This is a genomic window from Flavonifractor hominis, assembly GCF_040095835.1.
GTDB classification, from domain to species: Bacteria; Bacillota; Clostridia; order Oscillospirales; family Oscillospiraceae; genus Flavonifractor; species Flavonifractor hominis.
In genome coordinates this window covers 192442-208598 of record NZ_JBBMFT010000002.1, presented here as the reverse complement: position 1 = coordinate 208598, position 16157 = coordinate 192442, and the positions used below count along the sequence as shown (strand labels likewise).

Here is a 16157-nt window from a genome sequence, read left to right as displayed (position 1 = left end):
ACATGATATTTTGGTAAAGGCAGCGTAAAATCATGACGGATCTCGTAGAACAACCACAAAAAAGAAAACGAAAATGGGCCTATCCCAAGCTCTCCCTGAGTGAGCGGCAGGCGGTATGGACAGGGCGAGTGCTGCTCCTACTGGCGCCGCTGTTGTCCTTCACGCTGGTGGAGTACCTCAATTACAACAATCCCTGGGCCAGCTTTACTCCCGTACAAATCGCGCTCAACCTGGTGTGGTACTACCTGGGGGAGATGGCGCTGTGGCTGCTGCGGGGCCGGCGCACCGCAGCAGTGAAGTGGGGGCTGGGCATCGCCTGGGGCTTTGGGATGACCAACCACTATCTCATCGCCTTCCGAGGCCGGACCCTCTTCCCGGGCGATTTTCTTACCCTGGGCACAGCATTCAACGTGGCGGGCAATTACGATTACCGTCTGGATGATGCCCAGTGGCTCACTTTGTTTATCCTGGTGGGGGCCATCCTGGCGGTCTCCCTGCTGCCCCGGGAGGAGCGGCAGAAGTTCACCTGGCGGCGCTTTGTGCCGTGTGCCGGGGCGGCGGTGCTGGTCCTGGGGGCGTTTTTCGGAACGGGGCTGGTAGAGCGGCTGGGCATCGAGCCCTCCATGTGGACCACCCGGGGCAACGGACTAATGCTGAACTTCTCCGTGTGCCTGAAATACATGCGTGCCGAGAAGCCGGAGGGCTATTCCCAGCAGGCCCTGAGTGCGCTGACAGAGGAGTATACCGGCGACAGCTCGTCCGTCACGGTGGGGGCGGAGGGCGGCACCCAGCCGGTCAATGTCATTGTGATCATGAACGAGTCCTTTTCTGACCTGAGCGTGCTGCCCGGGGTGGAGACCAACCGGGATGCCATGCCCTTCCTCCACTCCCTGACGGAAAACACCATCAAAGGCTACGCCTACTCCTCCGTGTTCGGCGGGACCACCGCCAACTCTGAGTATGAGTTCCTCACAGGCAATACGACGGCGTTCCTGCCGGCGGGCACCGTGCCCTATCAGATGTACGTCTCCGACGGGGACCCCAGCCTGGTGGGACAGATGAAGGCGCTGGGCTACCGGGCCGTAGCCGCCCATCCCTACCGCTCCTCGGGGTGGAACCGGCCGGCGGTGTACGCCGACTTCGGTTTTGACGAGGTCTATTTTGAGAGTGATTTTCAAAACCGCACCTACATGCGGGGAGACGAAAAGACGGGGTATGTCACCGACCAGTGCGACTATGAGAACCTGATCCGCCTGTACGAGGAGAAGGAGGAGGGGGAGCCGCTGTTCCTCTTCAACGTCACCATGCAGAACCACAGCGCCTATCAGATGGCTTGGACCAATCTGCCCGCCACGGTGTGGCTTACCGGGGAGCTGGAGGGGCGCTTCCAGACGGTGAACCAGTACCTCTCCCTCATCTACCAGAGCGATTTGGCGCTGGAGTATCTTATCGACTATTTTTCCGGAGTGGAGGAGCCCACCATGATCCTCCTCTTCGGCGATCACCAGCCCCAGGTGGCCACCAATTTCTACACAGACGTGCTGGGGACCGACCCGGATACCGCCCTGGCCCAGAAAAAGCAGATGGTGCCCTTTGTGCTCTGGGCCAACTATGACATCCCGGAGGCCCAGGGGGTGGAGCTGTCCCTTAACTACCTCTCCTCGCTGCTGATGCAGACGGCTCATCTGCCCATGACAGGGTACCAGAAATACCTCGCCCAGCTATGGCAGAGCGTGCCCGTCATCAACACGGTGGGCACCGGTACCGCCGACGGGACCTGGTATGGGGAGAACGATCCCCTGCCTGCCGAGGCAGAAGAGCAGGTGGCCGACTACCAGAAGCTGGTGTACAACAACGTCTTTGACAAGAAAAACCGGGTGGAGAACTTCTTTACCCTGACCGGCTAAGACAACGGGGACACAGGCGTGCAGCCTGTGTCCCCGTTTTGTTTGTCGGTCATAGGAGAGCCAATAGATAGCGCAGCAACAGCCGCCGGTACCAGGGTGAGACTTTGCTCACCGCTGCCGCGGCGCTTTGAACATCGGAGAGGACTGCCTGACGCTCCTCCTCCGTCAGGGTATGGGGGCTGAATTTGGCCTTCTTGGCCAGCTCCTCAGTCTGGGGAGACATGGATGCCCCCCAGCGCTCCAGGCGCAGCAGGTAACGATAGCCTGCGATGACGGCCCGGTTGGGGTTGCTGTCCCGGAAGCGCTTCTCCCGGGCCCGGCGGGCCAGCGCCCGGCGCAGGGGAAGGGCCAGGACCAGCACCGCTGCCGCCAGTATGGCCAGCAGGGGACGCAGGTCGGTCGGAGTTTCCTCCGGCGCATCCGGTGCAGCGGAGGGAGTGGGCTGGACGGTCTGGGGCGTATGGGTAGCCGCCGGCGTGGGCGTGGGGGTTGGAGTAGGCTCCGCCTCCAGCTGCGTACCGCTCTGCCCCGGGGTGCTCCCGGCGTAGGCGGGAGTGACCTCCACCGGTTCCCAGCCGTAGCCGTCAATGTAGATCTCCACCCAGGCATGAGCGGCGGAGTCAGGCACGTTTACCCGCCCGGAGGCAGGTACATCGGCCACATAGCCCGACACATACCGGGTGGGGACGCCCAGGTAGCGCAGCATCAGCGTGGCGGCGCTGGCGAAGTGCATACAATAGCCCCGGTGACTTTCGCTCAGAAAGTAGGAGATAAAGTCCTGGTCCGCGGGCGTGACGGGAGTGTCCGGGTCGTACTCCGCCAGATCGTCCAGGTAGGCGGCCGTTACTTCGGCCAGCAACAGCGGGAGCTGGCGGTCATACTGCTCCTGCGTCAGGACACCGGCCGGGGCAAAGTCCAGATAGTCCTGGTAGGCCGGGTTGTCTGTGCCGTAGAGCGACACGTCGTTGAGTTGGTTCATCAGTTCGTAAACAGCCTGCTCCACGGCAGGCAGTGCCTGCGCCGGGATGTCCATATAATGATCAGATACAAAGCTCCGGTACTGGGCTTCCGCCCCGACCGCCTCAGAAGGCAGCTGGGCTCCCGAGTTGGGGGAACAATCGGGCTGCACATAAAGCGTATAGGTCGGTACATCCTTCTCCGTCGGGGCCAGGCAGTAGTCATAGACGAACTGAGCCGAGGAGAGTTCCTCCGGCTGGGTAAGGATCTGGTAGGGGCAGTAGATATAGCTGCCGCTGGTGCCCACATTGCGCACGATGACTTTGGCGTAGTTCTTGTCGGAAAAGCTGTTCCGGTTGGCCAGGGCGGGGAAGTTCATGGGCTGATAACCGTTCAGGGATGGATGGTAAACGCTGGATATCAGGGAATTAAAATCGTCTTTCTCCCAGAAGAGCTGGCTGTAGGTTTCCTCACTGAGGGGGGCCCAGCTCTCCCCGTCGTACACCGCGCAGGAGAAGCCCCGCAGGTAGATCCGCCCCCGCAGGGAGGTGCGCACATCCAGCACCGTCCGGCCGGAGAAGTCCAGCGGTCCGGCGCTGGACAGGGACACCGTGCCGTCCGGATTGGCCAACCCATCGGAACTCCCACCTAGGATGCCGTTGCCCTGGAAGGGACCGTCCAGCTCGGTGGCCCACTGAGTAATGGCCGCGTTGGCCCGGTCAGCCCAGGCCGGGCGCTGGTAGGACTGCTGGGGCATGGCCAGGGTGAGCACTGCCAGCAGCAGGGCGGCGGCGGGGAGGGAGATAAGGTGCAGCCGGGCGGCTCCCTGCCGGTCGTGCCGGGCGGCCAGAGAGGACAGCCCCAGCACCAGCCACACCAGCAGCAGGGCCATCAGAGGCAGCCAGTCCGGTGTGATGGACAGGCACACCGGTACCAGCAGGAAGGGTACGCTCACCCAAAAGCACAGGGCGAAGGAGCGCAGGCGCACCAGAAACAGCCCCAGCAGCATCCCGATGGGGAAAAGGGCCAGCTGCAGCAGCAGTGTGACGCACCTGGGCCAGGCCCAAGGGGGCAGCTCTACCACCGGGCGGATGGTGCCGCCCACCTCCAGCTGAAGGACAAAGGTGTTGATCACGTCGCAGCGCAGGCGTACCTCGCCCAGCACCAGCAGCGGCCAGTTCCGCCACACCAAAACGCCCCACAGGGCGCCGAGGATCAGCAGCGGCAGCAGCCACCAGCGGCGGGGCAGAGACCACACCAGAAGGGCCAGCAGGGTATAGACGACACAGGCTACCAGCAGCAGCCTGGGCGCGGTTTCCACCGAAAAAGCGCTGAGAAAGCAGAACAGCACTCCGCTTACCAGTAAAAACAGCAGGCAGGCGTCTCCCGCCAATACGCCAGGGCCCCGGCGCAGGCGGGATGGAACTCTGCGGGCAGACATCATCCACCACCTCCTTCCACACCGGTGGCGGTCACATGCAGGTGCTGGGGCCGCCCGGCGCCGCCGGGCAGGCGGAGAACGCCGTCCAGGATGGAACGACCCTGAACAGGAGCGGGGGTGGAGCAGATGCGCTCCAGGCAGGTCATAAGGGCCCGCTCACTTTCCACGGCACAGTCCTCCACCACGCCGCTGACCGGATCGGCCCACTGAATGTGGTGGGGCCGTTCCCGTTGCAGCAGCTGCCGGGACAGACCGTACAGCCGGTCCAGGGCGCGCTCCACCTGCCCGGGTGGGCCGAAGTGGTCGAAGGTGAGTACCAGCGGGGCCTGCCGGGGCTCCAGCGTCTCCCGAACCACCAGCTCGTCCCGCTTGGAGGAGAGCTTCCAGTGGACCGAACGCAGGGGGTCACCCGCCCGGTAGTCCCGCAGGTCGTAGTCCTCCCCGGGACCGCCGCCGGGCCGGGGGCGCAGCACGGTGCCGCCCTGGCCTCCGCAGGTCTCAGGCGGCCGATCCTCCTCCAGCGGGATGGGCAGCACCAGTACTGCCGATGCTCCCCTTGTGCGCACCGGCAGGGCAAACAGCCCAAGCAGGTCGCAGGCACGGGCCTGTTGGATGCGGCCCACCACCCGGCCGCAGTGATCGGTGGGGACTGATTGGGTGAGGCGGGCCCCCTCCGACGCGCCGGAGATGGTTTGCAGCTGCCGGCCCCGCTCCCCGGTGAGCTGGTTTTCCCACACCAGGCGGAACTTCAGCCGGGCCAGGGGCAGGCGGGAGGGGTTGTCCAGCACGGTGAGAAAGCCGGCACCGGCGCCCCGGGGAACGGCTGGGTCCTGGGGGGTCAGCCGCAGGGAGCAGCGCAGCAGAACGGGCAGGCTCAAAAGCAGGGAGAGCAGGGGAAAGAGCACCAGCAGCACCAGCAGGAAGGTGGCGAAGTAGTGCTCGAAGAAGATCTGGAACAGCACGGCGGCGGCCAGTACCTCCAGATAGATGATGCGCCGGTGGAGCATGGCGCTTACCGGATGGCGGGGGCGTGCACCTGATGGAGCACCTCCGCCGCCGGATCGAAGGCGGGATCGGCCTCCGCCCGGGGGGAGAGCAACAGGCGGTGGCGGATCACATCGGAAAACAGGAAGGAGATATCCTCCGGGTTGACGTAGTCCCGCCCCTGGGCCAGGGCCGCCGCCTTGGCCATGGCAGTAAGGGCCAGAGTAGCACGGGGACTGCCTCCCTGGACGATCATGGGGTGGGTCCGGGTGGCCCCCACCAAGCGCACCGCGTAGTCCAGCACCTCGTCGGAGAGATAGACCGCGTCGGCCTGGGCACGCAGCGCGTCCAGCCCCGCCGGGTCCAGCACCTGCCGGACCTGGTCCAGAGGATTGCCCTTCTGCTTGCGGCGGACCATCTCCATCTCATCCCGGGGAGAGGGATAGCCCAGGGACAGGCGCACCATGAACCGGTCCATCTGGGAGTCGGGCAGCAGCTGGGTGCCTGAGGCTCCGGCCGGGTTCTGGGTGGCGATGACCAGGAAGGGCTGGGGCACCGGGTGGCTTATCCCATCCACCGTCACCTGCCCCTCCTCCATGGCCTCCAGCAAGGCCGACTGGGTGCGGCTGGTGGCCCGGTTGAGCTCGTCGGCCAGAAACAGGTTGCACAGCACCGCTCCGGGTTGATACTCCATCCGGCCCGTCTGCTTGTTGTACAGGGTGAAGCCTGTGATATCCGAGGGCATCACATCGGGGGTGAACTGCACCCGGTTGTAGTCCAGGCCCAGCGCCCGGGAGAAAGCCAGTGCCAGGGTAGTCTTGCCCACGCCGGGAATATCCTCCAGCAGGATGTGACCCCGGGCCAGAATGGCCAGCAGTACCTTGGTCAATACGGTGTCCTTGCCCACCACAGCCTTGCGTACCTCGCTGAGAATGGCGCCGACCGGCTGGTTTCCTTCCATCGTCATGCCTCCTCTTTTGTTTCTTAAAGTCTATTCTAACAGACGATAACCTTATGTCAACTAAAATAAAGTTACAGTTCTTGCGGGAAAAAGACCTGTAAAGACGGGAAAATCTCTTGCGCTGAGGGATTTTTTATGGTATAGTACATACGATAGTAGTAGAAGTATGGTGAGAGTGGGGTCGCGGCTCCGCTCTTTCTTATTGAAAAAACGGGGAGAGTAAAAATATTCCAGCCCCGGGCCGGAGGTCAACTATGGCGAAAGTGACGGAAGTGGTATCCACCCTGGCCGCCCCCATCGCGGAGGGCTGCGGCTGTTCGTTGTGGGATGTGGAGTATGTCCGGGAGGCCGGACAGTGGTTCCTGCGGGTCTATATCGACAAAGAGGGCGGCGTGTCCATCAATGACTGTGAGGCGGTCTCCCGTCCTCTGTCCGACGCGCTGGATGAAGCCGACCCCATTGAGGGCAGTTATGTGCTGGAGGTTTCCTCCGCCGGGGCGGATCGCCCGCTGAAGAAGCCGGAGCATTTTGCGCAGTTTCTGGGCACGGAAGTGGAGGTGCGTCTCTACCGGGCGCTGGAGGGACGCAAGGACTATGTGGGTGTCCTCAGCGGCTATGAGGCCGGAGATGTAACCATAGATACCCCTGCCGGTTCCCGTACCTTCCCGAAGAAAGATGTGGCGCAGGTGCGCCTTACGGTCCATTTTTGAGTGAAGCGGGCGGTATGTACCGCCCCGGTGATGATGAGGAGAACGATTATGCCGAAGAAAAACGCAAAGGCCCAGAAGTCCAACGAGCTGGACGGAGCGGAATTTTTTGCCGCCATTGATCTGATCGAGAAAGAGAAGGGGATTCCCAAGGCTTACATGCTGGAGAAAATTACCCAGGCTCTGGTGTCTGCCTACAAGCGGGATCATGAGGGCGCCGGGGACAACGTGAGCGTGGAGGCCGACGAGGAAAAGGGCACTGTGCGCATGTTTGTCAAGAAGGATGTGGTGGAGGTGGTGGATAACCCCTGCACCGAGATGAGCCTTCAGATGGCCCGGGAGAAGATCCCCCACGCTCAGCTGGGGGACGTGATCCGCATTGAGGTCCGTACCCGGGATTTCGGCCGTATTGCTGCCCAGACCGCCCGTCAGGTGATTATCCAGGGCATGCGGGAGGCTGAGCGCGGAATGATCTATGACGAGTTCAGCTCCAAGGAGCATGAGATCCTCACCGGCGTGGTCACCCGTGTGGATCCCCGTTCCGGCGCGGTGAGCCTGCGCATCGGCTCGGGCAGCGAGGCCACCGAGGCCTTCCTGGCCCCCGGCGAGCAGGTCAAGGGCGAAGAGTATGTGGAAGGTATGCGCCTGCGGGTATATGTGGTGGAGGTCCGCCGTTCCACCAAGGGGCCCCAGGTCCTCATCTCCCGCACCCATCCCGGCCTGGTCAAGCGCCTGTTTGAGATGGAAGTGCCCGAGATCTATGACGGCACCGTGGAGGTCAAGTCCATTGCCCGTGAGGCGGGCAGCCGCACCAAGCTGGCCGTGTGGTCGGCCGACGCCGATGTGGATCCCATCGGCGCCTGCGTGGGCCCCAGAGGGCAGCGGGTCAACAACATCGTGGAAGAGCTCAAGGGCGAAAAGGTGGATATCATCAAGTGGTCGGAGGATCCGGCTCAGTACATTGCCGCCGCTCTGTCTCCGGCAGATGTTATCAGCGTAACCGTCTGTGAGGAAGGTAAGAGCTGCCGTGTGGTGGTGCCCGACGACCAGCTCTCTCTGGCCATCGGTAAAGAGGGACAGAACGCCCGTTTGGCTGCCAAGCTGACCGGTTGGAAGATCGACATCAAACCCGCCTCTGCCCCCATGGAGGAAGGCGCGGATGAAGAAGAGGACGTCATCGTCGAGGACGAGGCGTAATCTGCAGCAGAGCATGTGCGGGCGGACCGTGGGTCCGCCCCTGGAGGTGAGACTATGCCCAAGAAGATCCCCCTGCGCCAGTGCGTGGGCTGCCGGGAAATGAAACCGAAGAAGGAACTGATCCGGGTGGTGAAGAGCCCGGAGGGAGAGATCTCCCTGGACTTTAAGGGCAAAAAGCCCGGCCGGGGTGCCTATGTGTGCCCCGATGAGGCCTGCCTCAAGAAAGCGCGCAAGTCCAAGGCGTTGGAGCGCACCTTTGCCCAGGCTATGCCGGACGGCGTATACGACGCGCTGGAGGCCCAGATGAAGGAGGGCGGCGATGGATAGCGTACTGCATCTGCTGGGCATTGCCCGGAAGGCGGGCCGCGTAGAGGTGGGGGAGGAGCCGGTGGGCGCCGCCGCCCGGGCGCGGCAGGCCAAGCTCATCCTGGTGGCCGGGGACGCGGCGGAGAACAGCGTTCGCCGGGCCGGCCATTTTGCTCAGGCCGGGCAGACTCCCTGGTTGCGTGTGCCTTACAGCAAGGCAGAGCTGGGCGGTGCAGTGGGCCGCAGCTCTTGTGCCATGCTGGCTCTGACCGATATAGGTCTGGCCTCGGCGCTGGCCGGTCGTCTGACCGCCGCCGGCGGTGAGGACGGGCGTGCTCTGGCTGAACAGTTGGCCGGGAAAGCGGAAAAAGCGCTCCAACGTCAGAAGGAGCAGCGCCGCCATGAGAAGAACCTGCAAAAGGGAAAGAAGAAGCCCTGGGCCGCTCCCCCCAAGCCGGCGCCGGAGCCGACAGTGAAACCGGCCGCACCTGCTCCGCGTATCATGCCAAAGGGCAGGCTGACCATTCATAAAAAGACGCCATGAGAAGATGGCGCAGCACGTATTGGAACAAACTGGGCTTGTTCCAATAAGAAAGCGCAGCGGGTCCGCTGTGTTTTCCTATTGGCGCAAGCCCGCCAGTTGGAGGTGGCTTATTTGCTGAACAACAAATATCGTGTACACGAGGTGGCCAAGGATTTTGGCAAGAACTCCAAGGAGATCACTGATATCCTGACCAAATATGCAACGACCCCGAAAAACCACATGCAGCCCCTGGACGAGCGGGAGCTGAATCTGGTCTTTGAGTATCTGACTCAGCACAACCAGGTGGAGAATATCGAGAGCATTTATGCTGACGTCTACCGGGAACCCAAGCCTGCGGCCAAGGCGGAGAATCCCAAGGCTTCTGCCCCGCAGAACCAGGGCCACAAACCGGCAGCTCAGCCTGCCCCTGCACGCCCCCAGAACGGCGGCCAGAACGCCGCCCCTGCCCGGCCCCAGAATGGTGGCCAGCAGCCGGCGCCTCAGCGCCCCACCACCCGTATTCCCGAGAAGAAGGTGGTGGATACCCGTAAGGGCGGCGACGTAAACCTGGAAAAGTACGACGAGCGTCTGGAGAACCTGGCGGCGGGCAAGACCAAGCAGATGCAGGCCGGCAAGCAGAAGTTCCAGGGCCGCAACCAGCGCAAGGGCGGTTTCCAGGGCGGCAACAAGCGCCGCCAGGAGGAGCAGGAGAAGATGCGCCGGCTCCAGCTGGAGATTGCCAAGAAGACCCCCCTCACCGTCAAGATCCCGGATGAGATCGGTGTGGGTGAGCTGGCCAGCCGGATGAAAAAGACCGGTGCCGAAGTGGTCAAGACCCTGATGAAGAACGGTGTCATGGCTTCCCTCAGCGACGTCATTGACTTCGACACTGCTGCCATCATTGCCGAAGAGCTGGGCTGCAAGGTGGAGAAGGAAGTCATTGTCACCATCGAAGAGCGCCTCATCGATACCGCCGAGGACAAGGAGGAGGATCTGCTCCCCCGCGCCCCTGTGGTGGTGGTCATGGGCCACGTCGACCACGGCAAGACCTCTCTGCTGGACTATATCCGCAATGCCCACGTGGCGGCGGGCGAGGCCGGCGGCATCACTCAGCACATCGGCGCCTATCAGGTGGAGGTACAGGGCAAGCCCATCACCTTCCTGGATACCCCCGGCCATGAGGCCTTTACCGCCATGCGTGCCCGCGGTGCCATGATCACCGACGTGGCCATTCTGGTGGTGGCCGCTGACGACGGCATCATGCCCCAGACGGTGGAGTCTATCAACCATGCCAAGGCGGCCAATATCCCCATCATCGTGGCCATCAACAAGATGGATAAACCGGAGGCAAACCCCGAGCGCATCAAGGAGCAGCTCACCAAGTACGAGCTGGTGCCCGAGGAGTGGGGCGGCGAGACCATCATCTGCCCCATCTCTGCCAAGACCGGTGAGGGTATCGACAACCTGCTGGATATGGTCGTGCTGACCGCCGAGATGCAGGAGCTCAAGGCCAATCCCAACCGCTCCGCCCACGGTGCCGTCATTGAGGCCCGCCTGGACAAGGGCCGTGGTCCCGTTGCCACCCTGCTGGTCCAGAAGGGCACTCTGCACCAGGGTGATGTCATCATTGCCGGCACCGCCGTAGGCCGTGTCCGCGCCATGACCAATGCCCGGGGTGAGAAGGTCACCGAAGCCGGCCCCTCCGTGCCTGTGGAGATCATCGGCATGAGTGAAGTGCCCGGCGCCGGCGACGATTTCCACGCTGTGGACGACGAACGTATGGCCCGCGAGCTGGTGGAGCAGCGTAAGCACGAGCAGAAGATGGCCTCCTCTGCTCCCGTGGGCAAGGTGAGCCTGGAGGATCTGTTCAGCCAGATCAAGCAGGGCGAGATGAAGGACCTGAACATCATCGTCAAGGCCGATGTACAGGGTTCTGCCGAGGCGGTCAAAGCCAGCTTGGAGAAGATCTCCAACGACGAGGTGCGGGTGCGGGTCATCCACTGCGCAGTGGGTGCCATCAGCGAGAGCGACGTCATGCTGGCGACTACCTCCAACGCCATCATCGTGGGCTTCAATGTCCGCCCGGACAACAACGCCAAGGAGACCGCTGCCCGCAATAAGGTGGATATGCGTATGTACCGGGTGATCTACGACTGCATCAACGAGATCGAGACCGCCATGAAGGGCATGCTGGCACCCAAGTTCAAGGAAGTGGATCTTGGCCGCGCCGAGGTGCGCAATGTGTTCCGCATCACCGGCGTGGGCATGGTGGCCGGCTGCTATGTCACCGACGGCAAGATGCAGCGGGGCGCCAATATGCGTCTGCTGCGGGACAACATCGTCATTTACGACGGTTCCATTGCCTCCCTCCAGCGCTTTAAGGACAGCGTGAAGGAAGTGGCCGCCGGTTATGAGTGCGGTATTACCTTTGAGAAGTTCCAGGATATCAAGGAAGGCGATGTGATCGAGGCCTTCCTGATGGAGCAGATCGAAGTCTGATCCCCGCGGAACACGATAACAACTACAGACAGACCCGTTCCATCCCCAAGTCATTTGAGGAGGGGGCGGGTCTGTATGCTTTTGATAGGAGAACAATATGGCAAGTAATCGTATTGGACGTATCAACGAGGAGATCCAGCGGGAGCTGGCCACCCTCATCCGTACAGTCAAAGATCCCAGAGTGCACGGGCTGGTGTCCATCACGGCGGTGGACACGACCTCCGACCTGCGCTATGCCAAAATTTACGTCAGCGTGCTGGACAAAAGCGACGTGAAGGAAGTAGTAAAGGGCCTGAAGTCTGCCGGAGGCTACCTGCGGCGGGAACTGGGCCGGGCTCTGCAGCTGCGTTATACTCCGGAACTGCAATTTGTGGAAGATGACTCCATCAACACCGGAGCGCACATCCTGAGTATGCTCCGGGATCCTGAGGTGGTGAAGCCGGCCAATCCGGCCAATGCCCACATCGACCTGGACAGTGAGGAGTGAGCGAGATGACCTACACGGAAGCGGCAGCCTGGCTGCAGGAGCATGACCGCTATCTTATTCTGACGCATAAGCGGCCTGACGGAGATACCATCGGCTGTGCCGCCGCCCTGTGCGAGGGACTGCGGGCGCTGGGAAAAACTGCTCACATCTGTCCGGGTGTGGAGGAGACCCATCTGTTTACCCCCTATCTGGAAGGCTATCTGGCTCCGGAGGGATATGTGCCCGAGCGGGTGGTCAGCGTGGATATTGCGGCCCGGGGGCTCTTTACCCGGGCCGGGGCGGCGTGGCTGGAGCGGGGGATTGATCTGGCCATCGACCATCACCCTTCCCAGGAATTTTTTGCTGCCCAGACCTGTCTGGATGCCGGGCGGGCCGCCTGCGGCGAGCTGGTGTACGACATCCTGCGTACCCTGGGTCCGGTAACGCAGCGGATGGCCGCCCCTCTTTATGTGGCGGTGGCTACCGACACCGGCTGCTTCCAGTACAGCAATACTACGGCGGATACCCACCGGGTAGCCGCTGCTCTGATGGATACCGGACTGGACGTGCTGCCACTGAACAAGCGGCATTTCCGCACCAAGACCTGGGCCCGGCTGCAGGTGGAGCGGCTCATTGTGGAGCGCATGCATCGCTATGAAAATGGAACGATCGCCGTGGCCCCCGTATCTCTTTCCCTGATGGAGGAGGCGGGAGCCACCGAGGAGGACATGGAGGATATTGCCGCGTTCCTGGGTCAGATTGAGGGGGTGGAAACCTCCATCACCATCCGAGAACTGACGGGAGGCGAGTGCAAGCTCTCCGTGCGCACGGGCAGCGGACTCAACGCTTCCAAGGTATGTGCTCTGCTGGGCGGCGGCGGCCATGCCGCCGCTGCCGGGTGTACGGTACCCGGCACACCGGAAGAGGCTGAGGCTGCCATTCTGGAGGCGATCCGGCAGGTGGAATGCAATGGCTAATGGGGTTCTTGTTATCGACAAGCCCGCCGGTTGGACCAGTATGGATGTATGTGCCAAGCTGAGGGGGATTCTCCGTGAACGGCGGATTGGCCACGGGGGTACGCTGGATCCCATGGCCACGGGAGTATTGCCGGTCTTTGTGGGCCGGGCCACCCGGGCGGTGGAGTTTGCCGTGGAGGGTGAGAAGGAATATTTGGCCGCTCTAAAACTAGGCGTAATCACAAATACGCAGGATATGACCGGAGAGGTGTTGGAAAAACGGCCGGTGAATGTAGAGCGGGAAAGGCTAAAAGAGGTACTGCCCCACTTTACAGGAGCCATCAGCCAGATCCCACCCATGTATTCGGCCATCAAGATCCAGGGCAAGAAGCTCTATCAGCTGGCCCGGGCGGGGCAAGAGGTGGAACGGGCCCCGCGGCCGGTGACCATCCACGCCCTCGAGGTGACAGACGAGGTGCCGGAAGACTTCCCGCGGGAGGAGGACACCTGGTATCTGAGGGTGCGCTGTTCCAAAGGCACTTATGTGCGTACGCTGTGCCATGACATTGGGCAGGCTCTGGGGTGCGGCGGTAGTATGTCCGCTCTGCGGAGGACCCGGGTGGGGGACTACACCCTGGAGGGTGCGGCGACTCTGGATCAGATCCAGGCTGCCAGCGATCCGTCCGCCCTGCTGAGGCCGGTGGACACCTGCTTCGCCGGCCTGCCCATGCTGGTGCTGAAGAGCGAGCAGGCAGAGAAGAAGATACGCAACGGCGCAGCGCTGAACCTCCCGGTGCCGCCGGGGAATGGGGAGTACCGGGTCTACGGCGTGGACGGGGCATTTCTGACCCTGAGCCGGGTGGAAGGGAACCGGCTGACGACCATCAAAAGTTTTTTCGAGGTGTAAAACATGCAGCAAGAGAAGCGGGTCATCGCGCTGGGCTTTTTTGACGGGGTGCATCTGGGACATGGGGCGTTGCTGCGCCGGGTGACGGAGACAGCAGCCCGGCTGGACGCAGTACCGGCGGCGGTGACCTTTGACACCCATCCGGAGAACCTGATTCTGAAAAGCCCTGTGGTGCCGCTGCTGAGCTCTCCCATGGACCGTGCAGAGCTGATGCGGCGCTGCTACGGGATCCGGGATGTGATCGTGGCCCATTTTGACGAGCGCATGATGCACATGTCCTGGCAGGCATTTGTGGAAGACTACCTGGTGGGAGAACACGGAGCAGTCCATCTGGTGGCCGGACATGACTTCCACTTCGGCTACAAGGGGGAAGGCAACCCGGAGCGGCTGGCTGGCTTGTGTCAGACGCTGGGGGTGGGCTGTGATATCATTCCCAAGGTAGAGCAGGACCACATCACCATTTCTTCCACCTATATCCGTACACTCATTGCCCAAGGCGAGATGGAGCGAGCCAACCAGTTCCTGGGTCACCCCCATACCCTGACGGATACGGTGGCCCACGGAAAGAAACTGGGCAGCACCCTCGGCTTTCCAACGGTAAACCTGCACTTCCAGCCTGGCGTACTGGTACCAGCCCACGGCGTGTATGCCACTAGGGTTTGGTTTGAAAATGGGGAGAGCCGTCCGGCGGTCACCAACATTGGAGTGCGCCCCACGGTGGATGACGGAGACCGGGTGACGGTGGAAGGTTATATCCTGGATTTTAACGGAGATCTGTATGGTCAGAGCCTGCGTATGGAGTTCTACAAGCGCCTGCGGGGGGAACGAAAGTTTGATAGCCTGGAGGAGCTCAAGGAAGAAGTGATGCGCAATGCTGCGCAGACCCGGGCGTATTTTTCCGCCCACTGCTGAGAAGGAATGGAAGCCGACCCAGTAAGGAGAGAATGCCGATGCGCTACCAGAAAATCTACCCGGCCGCCATCTGTTTTTCTGTATTTCTAATCGTTACCGGTTTGCTGCTGGGCGAGCCGTCCAGTGTACTGCCGGGGTTATGGAAGATCATTTTGACGGAGGATGCGCTCATCACCGATTATGTGGAGATTGCCGGTATTGCCGCAGCCTTCGTCAATTCTGCCCTGGTGACCCTGATCAGCCTGGGGATACTCTACCTCAGTCGGGAGCCTCTAAACGGCTTTACCCTGGTGGAGTTGGGGCTTATGTCCGGCTTTGCCCTGTTTGGAAAAAACATTGCCAATATCTGGCCCATTATTGCCGGAACCTTTCTGTATACCCGGGTGCGGAAGGAGCCCTTTGGCAAGTATGCCTCGGTTTCGCTGCTGGCCACCGCCCTGTCGCCGGTGGTAAGCTATGTGGCATTGGACAACGGCTGGGGCAATCTGGGTTTGGGCATCCTCATCGGTCTGGTGGTGGGCTTTGTGCTGCCGCCCTTGTCCGCCTATACGTATAAGATCCAAAATGGCATGAACCTGTATAACATGGGGTTTGCCTGCGGACTGCTGGCCATGATTCTGGTGCCGGTCATGACCTCTCTGGGGGCTACCCCGGAGGTAGCTCACCACTGGGCGGAGGGGTACAATGTTCAGCTGGGGCTGTTTCTCACGGTATTGTGCGGCTTGCTTATTTTGCTGGGCTTCTTCTTCAGCGGCCGGCCCGCTTGGGCAGCCTGGGCAGGGTACCGCCGGCTGCTGCTCACCACCGGCCGGGCTCCCAGTGATTACCTGCGTATGTTTGGCCCTGCGCCTACCCTCATCAACACAGGCGTCAACGGCCTGATCGGGATGAGTTTCATCCTGCTCACCGGCGGAGATCTGAACGGGCCCACTTTGGGCGGTATTCTGACCATCATGGGGTTTTCCGCCTTTGGCAAGCACGCCCGTAATATCCTGCCTGTTATGCTGGGGGTGGTACTGGGCGGAGTCTTCATGCATTGGAATATCAATCAGAGTTCGGTGCAGCTGGCGATGCTCTTTGGCACCACATTGGCCCCTATTTCAGGTTATTTTGGCTGGCCATTTGGTCTGGTTGCCGGGTTTCTTCACTCCTCTGTGGTGCTCCATGCGGGCACGCCGGTGGAAGGGATCAACCTGTACAACAATGGCTTTTCGGGTGGACTGTTGGCTATTGTGCTCTATCCCATCATCTCCGAGGCCATTCGCCACCGCAAACCCGAACTTCAGGACGAGGATTATTTTGATACCATTGAGCATGATGAACCCATTCTTCCGCCTTCCAGGCGGGAATGATTTCTGCAAACAGGCGCTCCCGATCATCAGACGGGAGCGCCTGTTTTTAAAACAGAAGGGCGAAAAGAGGAGAAAATTTACA

General features: G+C 61.7%; 14 protein-coding genes. 11 read left to right on the top strand and 3 right to left on the bottom strand.

Annotated elements, in window-relative coordinates; translation table 11 throughout:
- The first annotated feature begins 32 nt into the window (after positions 1–32).
- The gene (locus WMO45_RS05225; RefSeq protein WP_349139514.1) at positions 33–1907 is read left to right on the top strand and encodes an LTA synthase family protein; all 1875 of its coding nucleotides are present in this window, start codon (positions 33–35) and stop codon (positions 1905–1907) included.
- A gap of 49 nt (positions 1908–1956) precedes the next feature.
- Here WMO45_RS05225 and WMO45_RS05220 read toward each other — a convergent pair whose 3' ends face one another.
- Genes WMO45_RS05220 through WMO45_RS05210 form a run of 3 tightly spaced genes read right to left on the bottom strand, consistent with a single transcriptional unit; the run spans position 1957 to position 6250 of the window.
- A complete protein-coding gene (locus WMO45_RS05220) occupies positions 1957–4308 on the bottom strand; it encodes a transglutaminase-like domain-containing protein (RefSeq protein ID WP_349139513.1) in 2352 nt (783 codons plus the stop codon).
- A complete protein-coding gene (locus WMO45_RS05215) occupies positions 4305–5312 on the bottom strand; it encodes a DUF58 domain-containing protein (RefSeq protein WP_349139512.1) in 1008 nt (335 codons plus the stop codon). Before WMO45_RS05215 ends, WMO45_RS05220 begins: the two co-directional genes overlap by 4 nt.
- A gap of 5 nt (positions 5313–5317) precedes the next feature.
- On the bottom strand, positions 5318–6250 hold the full coding sequence (locus tag WMO45_RS05210; RefSeq protein WP_349139511.1) for an AAA family ATPase: 933 nt from the start codon (positions 6248–6250) through the stop codon (positions 5318–5320).
- Between the two features lie 254 nt (positions 6251–6504).
- Between WMO45_RS05210 and rimP the strand changes: the two genes are divergently transcribed.
- From rimP to WMO45_RS05160, 10 genes are all read left to right on the top strand, one after another.
- Positions 6505–6960 (top strand): ribosome maturation factor RimP, encoded by a 456-nt coding sequence (gene rimP / locus WMO45_RS05205; protein WP_349139510.1) that lies wholly within the window; start codon positions 6505–6507, stop codon positions 6958–6960.
- Between the two features lie 48 nt (positions 6961–7008).
- Positions 7009–8154: a transcription termination factor NusA gene (gene nusA / locus WMO45_RS05200; protein ID WP_349139509.1), complete on the top strand. Its 1146-nt coding sequence runs from the start codon at positions 7009–7011 to the stop codon at positions 8152–8154.
- A 54-nt stretch (positions 8155–8208) separates the two neighbouring features.
- Positions 8209–8481, top strand: coding sequence for an RNase P modulator RnpM (gene rnpM / locus WMO45_RS05195; protein WP_349139508.1), 273 nt, complete (start codon positions 8209–8211; stop codon positions 8479–8481).
- Positions 8474–9004, top strand: a complete 531-nt coding sequence (locus tag WMO45_RS05190) for a L7Ae/L30e/S12e/Gadd45 family ribosomal protein (protein ID WP_349139507.1) — start codon at positions 8474–8476, stop codon at positions 9002–9004. The genes rnpM and WMO45_RS05190 overlap by 8 nt, the downstream gene beginning before the upstream one ends.
- Before the next feature lie 96 nt (positions 9005–9100).
- Entirely contained in the window at positions 9101–11482 is a 2382-nt protein-coding gene (gene infB / locus WMO45_RS05185; RefSeq protein ID WP_435387679.1) for a translation initiation factor IF-2, read from the top strand.
- Between the two features lie 97 nt (positions 11483–11579).
- Positions 11580–11969 carry a 30S ribosome-binding factor RbfA gene (gene rbfA, locus WMO45_RS05180; RefSeq protein ID WP_349139506.1) on the top strand — a complete coding sequence of 130 codons (390 nt, stop codon included), beginning with the start codon at positions 11580–11582 and terminating at the stop codon, positions 11967–11969.
- 5 nt (positions 11970–11974) lie between these two features.
- Positions 11975–12925: a DHH family phosphoesterase gene (locus tag WMO45_RS05175; RefSeq protein WP_349139505.1), complete on the top strand. Its 951-nt coding sequence runs from the start codon at positions 11975–11977 to the stop codon at positions 12923–12925.
- Positions 12918–13811, top strand: a complete 894-nt coding sequence (truB, locus tag WMO45_RS05170; RefSeq protein ID WP_349139504.1) for a tRNA pseudouridine(55) synthase TruB — start codon at positions 12918–12920, stop codon at positions 13809–13811. The genes WMO45_RS05175 and truB overlap by 8 nt, the downstream gene beginning before the upstream one ends.
- 3 nt (positions 13812–13814) lie before the next feature.
- Complete coding sequence (gene ribF, locus WMO45_RS05165) at positions 13815–14723, top strand: riboflavin biosynthesis protein RibF (RefSeq protein ID WP_349139503.1); 909 nt, start codon at positions 13815–13817, stop codon at positions 14721–14723.
- A 38-nt stretch (positions 14724–14761) separates the two neighbouring features.
- Positions 14762–16075 carry a DUF1576 domain-containing protein gene (locus WMO45_RS05160; RefSeq protein WP_349139502.1) on the top strand — a complete coding sequence of 438 codons (1314 nt, stop codon included), beginning with the start codon at positions 14762–14764 and terminating at the stop codon, positions 16073–16075.
- The last annotated feature ends 82 nt before the right edge of the window (positions 16076–16157 follow it).

Excerpts from the sequence above, each read along its gene's own strand:
- WMO45_RS05225 (WP_349139514.1), top strand. The coding sequence starts at position 33 with ATGACGGATCTCGTAGAACAACCACAAAAAAGAAAACGAAAATGGGCC.
- WMO45_RS05220 (WP_349139513.1), bottom strand. The coding sequence starts at position 4,308 with ATGATGTCTGCCCGCAGAGTTCCATCCCGCCTGCGCCGGGGCCCTGGC.
- WMO45_RS05215 (WP_349139512.1), bottom strand. The coding sequence starts at position 5,312 with ATGCTCCACCGGCGCATCATCTATCTGGAGGTACTGGCCGCCGCCGTG.
- WMO45_RS05210 (WP_349139511.1), bottom strand. The coding sequence starts at position 6,250 with ATGGAAGGAAACCAGCCGGTCGGCGCCATTCTCAGCGAGGTACGCAAG.
- rimP (WP_349139510.1), top strand. The coding sequence starts at position 6,505 with ATGGCGAAAGTGACGGAAGTGGTATCCACCCTGGCCGCCCCCATCGCG.
- nusA (WP_349139509.1), top strand. The coding sequence starts at position 7,009 with ATGCCGAAGAAAAACGCAAAGGCCCAGAAGTCCAACGAGCTGGACGGA.
- rnpM (WP_349139508.1), top strand. The coding sequence starts at position 8,209 with ATGCCCAAGAAGATCCCCCTGCGCCAGTGCGTGGGCTGCCGGGAAATG.
- WMO45_RS05190 (WP_349139507.1), top strand. The coding sequence starts at position 8,474 with ATGGATAGCGTACTGCATCTGCTGGGCATTGCCCGGAAGGCGGGCCGC.
- rbfA (WP_349139506.1), top strand. The coding sequence starts at position 11,580 with ATGGCAAGTAATCGTATTGGACGTATCAACGAGGAGATCCAGCGGGAG.
- WMO45_RS05175 (WP_349139505.1), top strand. The coding sequence starts at position 11,975 with ATGACCTACACGGAAGCGGCAGCCTGGCTGCAGGAGCATGACCGCTAT.
- truB (WP_349139504.1), top strand. The coding sequence starts at position 12,918 with ATGGCTAATGGGGTTCTTGTTATCGACAAGCCCGCCGGTTGGACCAGT.
- ribF (WP_349139503.1), top strand. The coding sequence starts at position 13,815 with ATGCAGCAAGAGAAGCGGGTCATCGCGCTGGGCTTTTTTGACGGGGTG.
- WMO45_RS05160 (WP_349139502.1), top strand. The coding sequence starts at position 14,762 with ATGCGCTACCAGAAAATCTACCCGGCCGCCATCTGTTTTTCTGTATTT.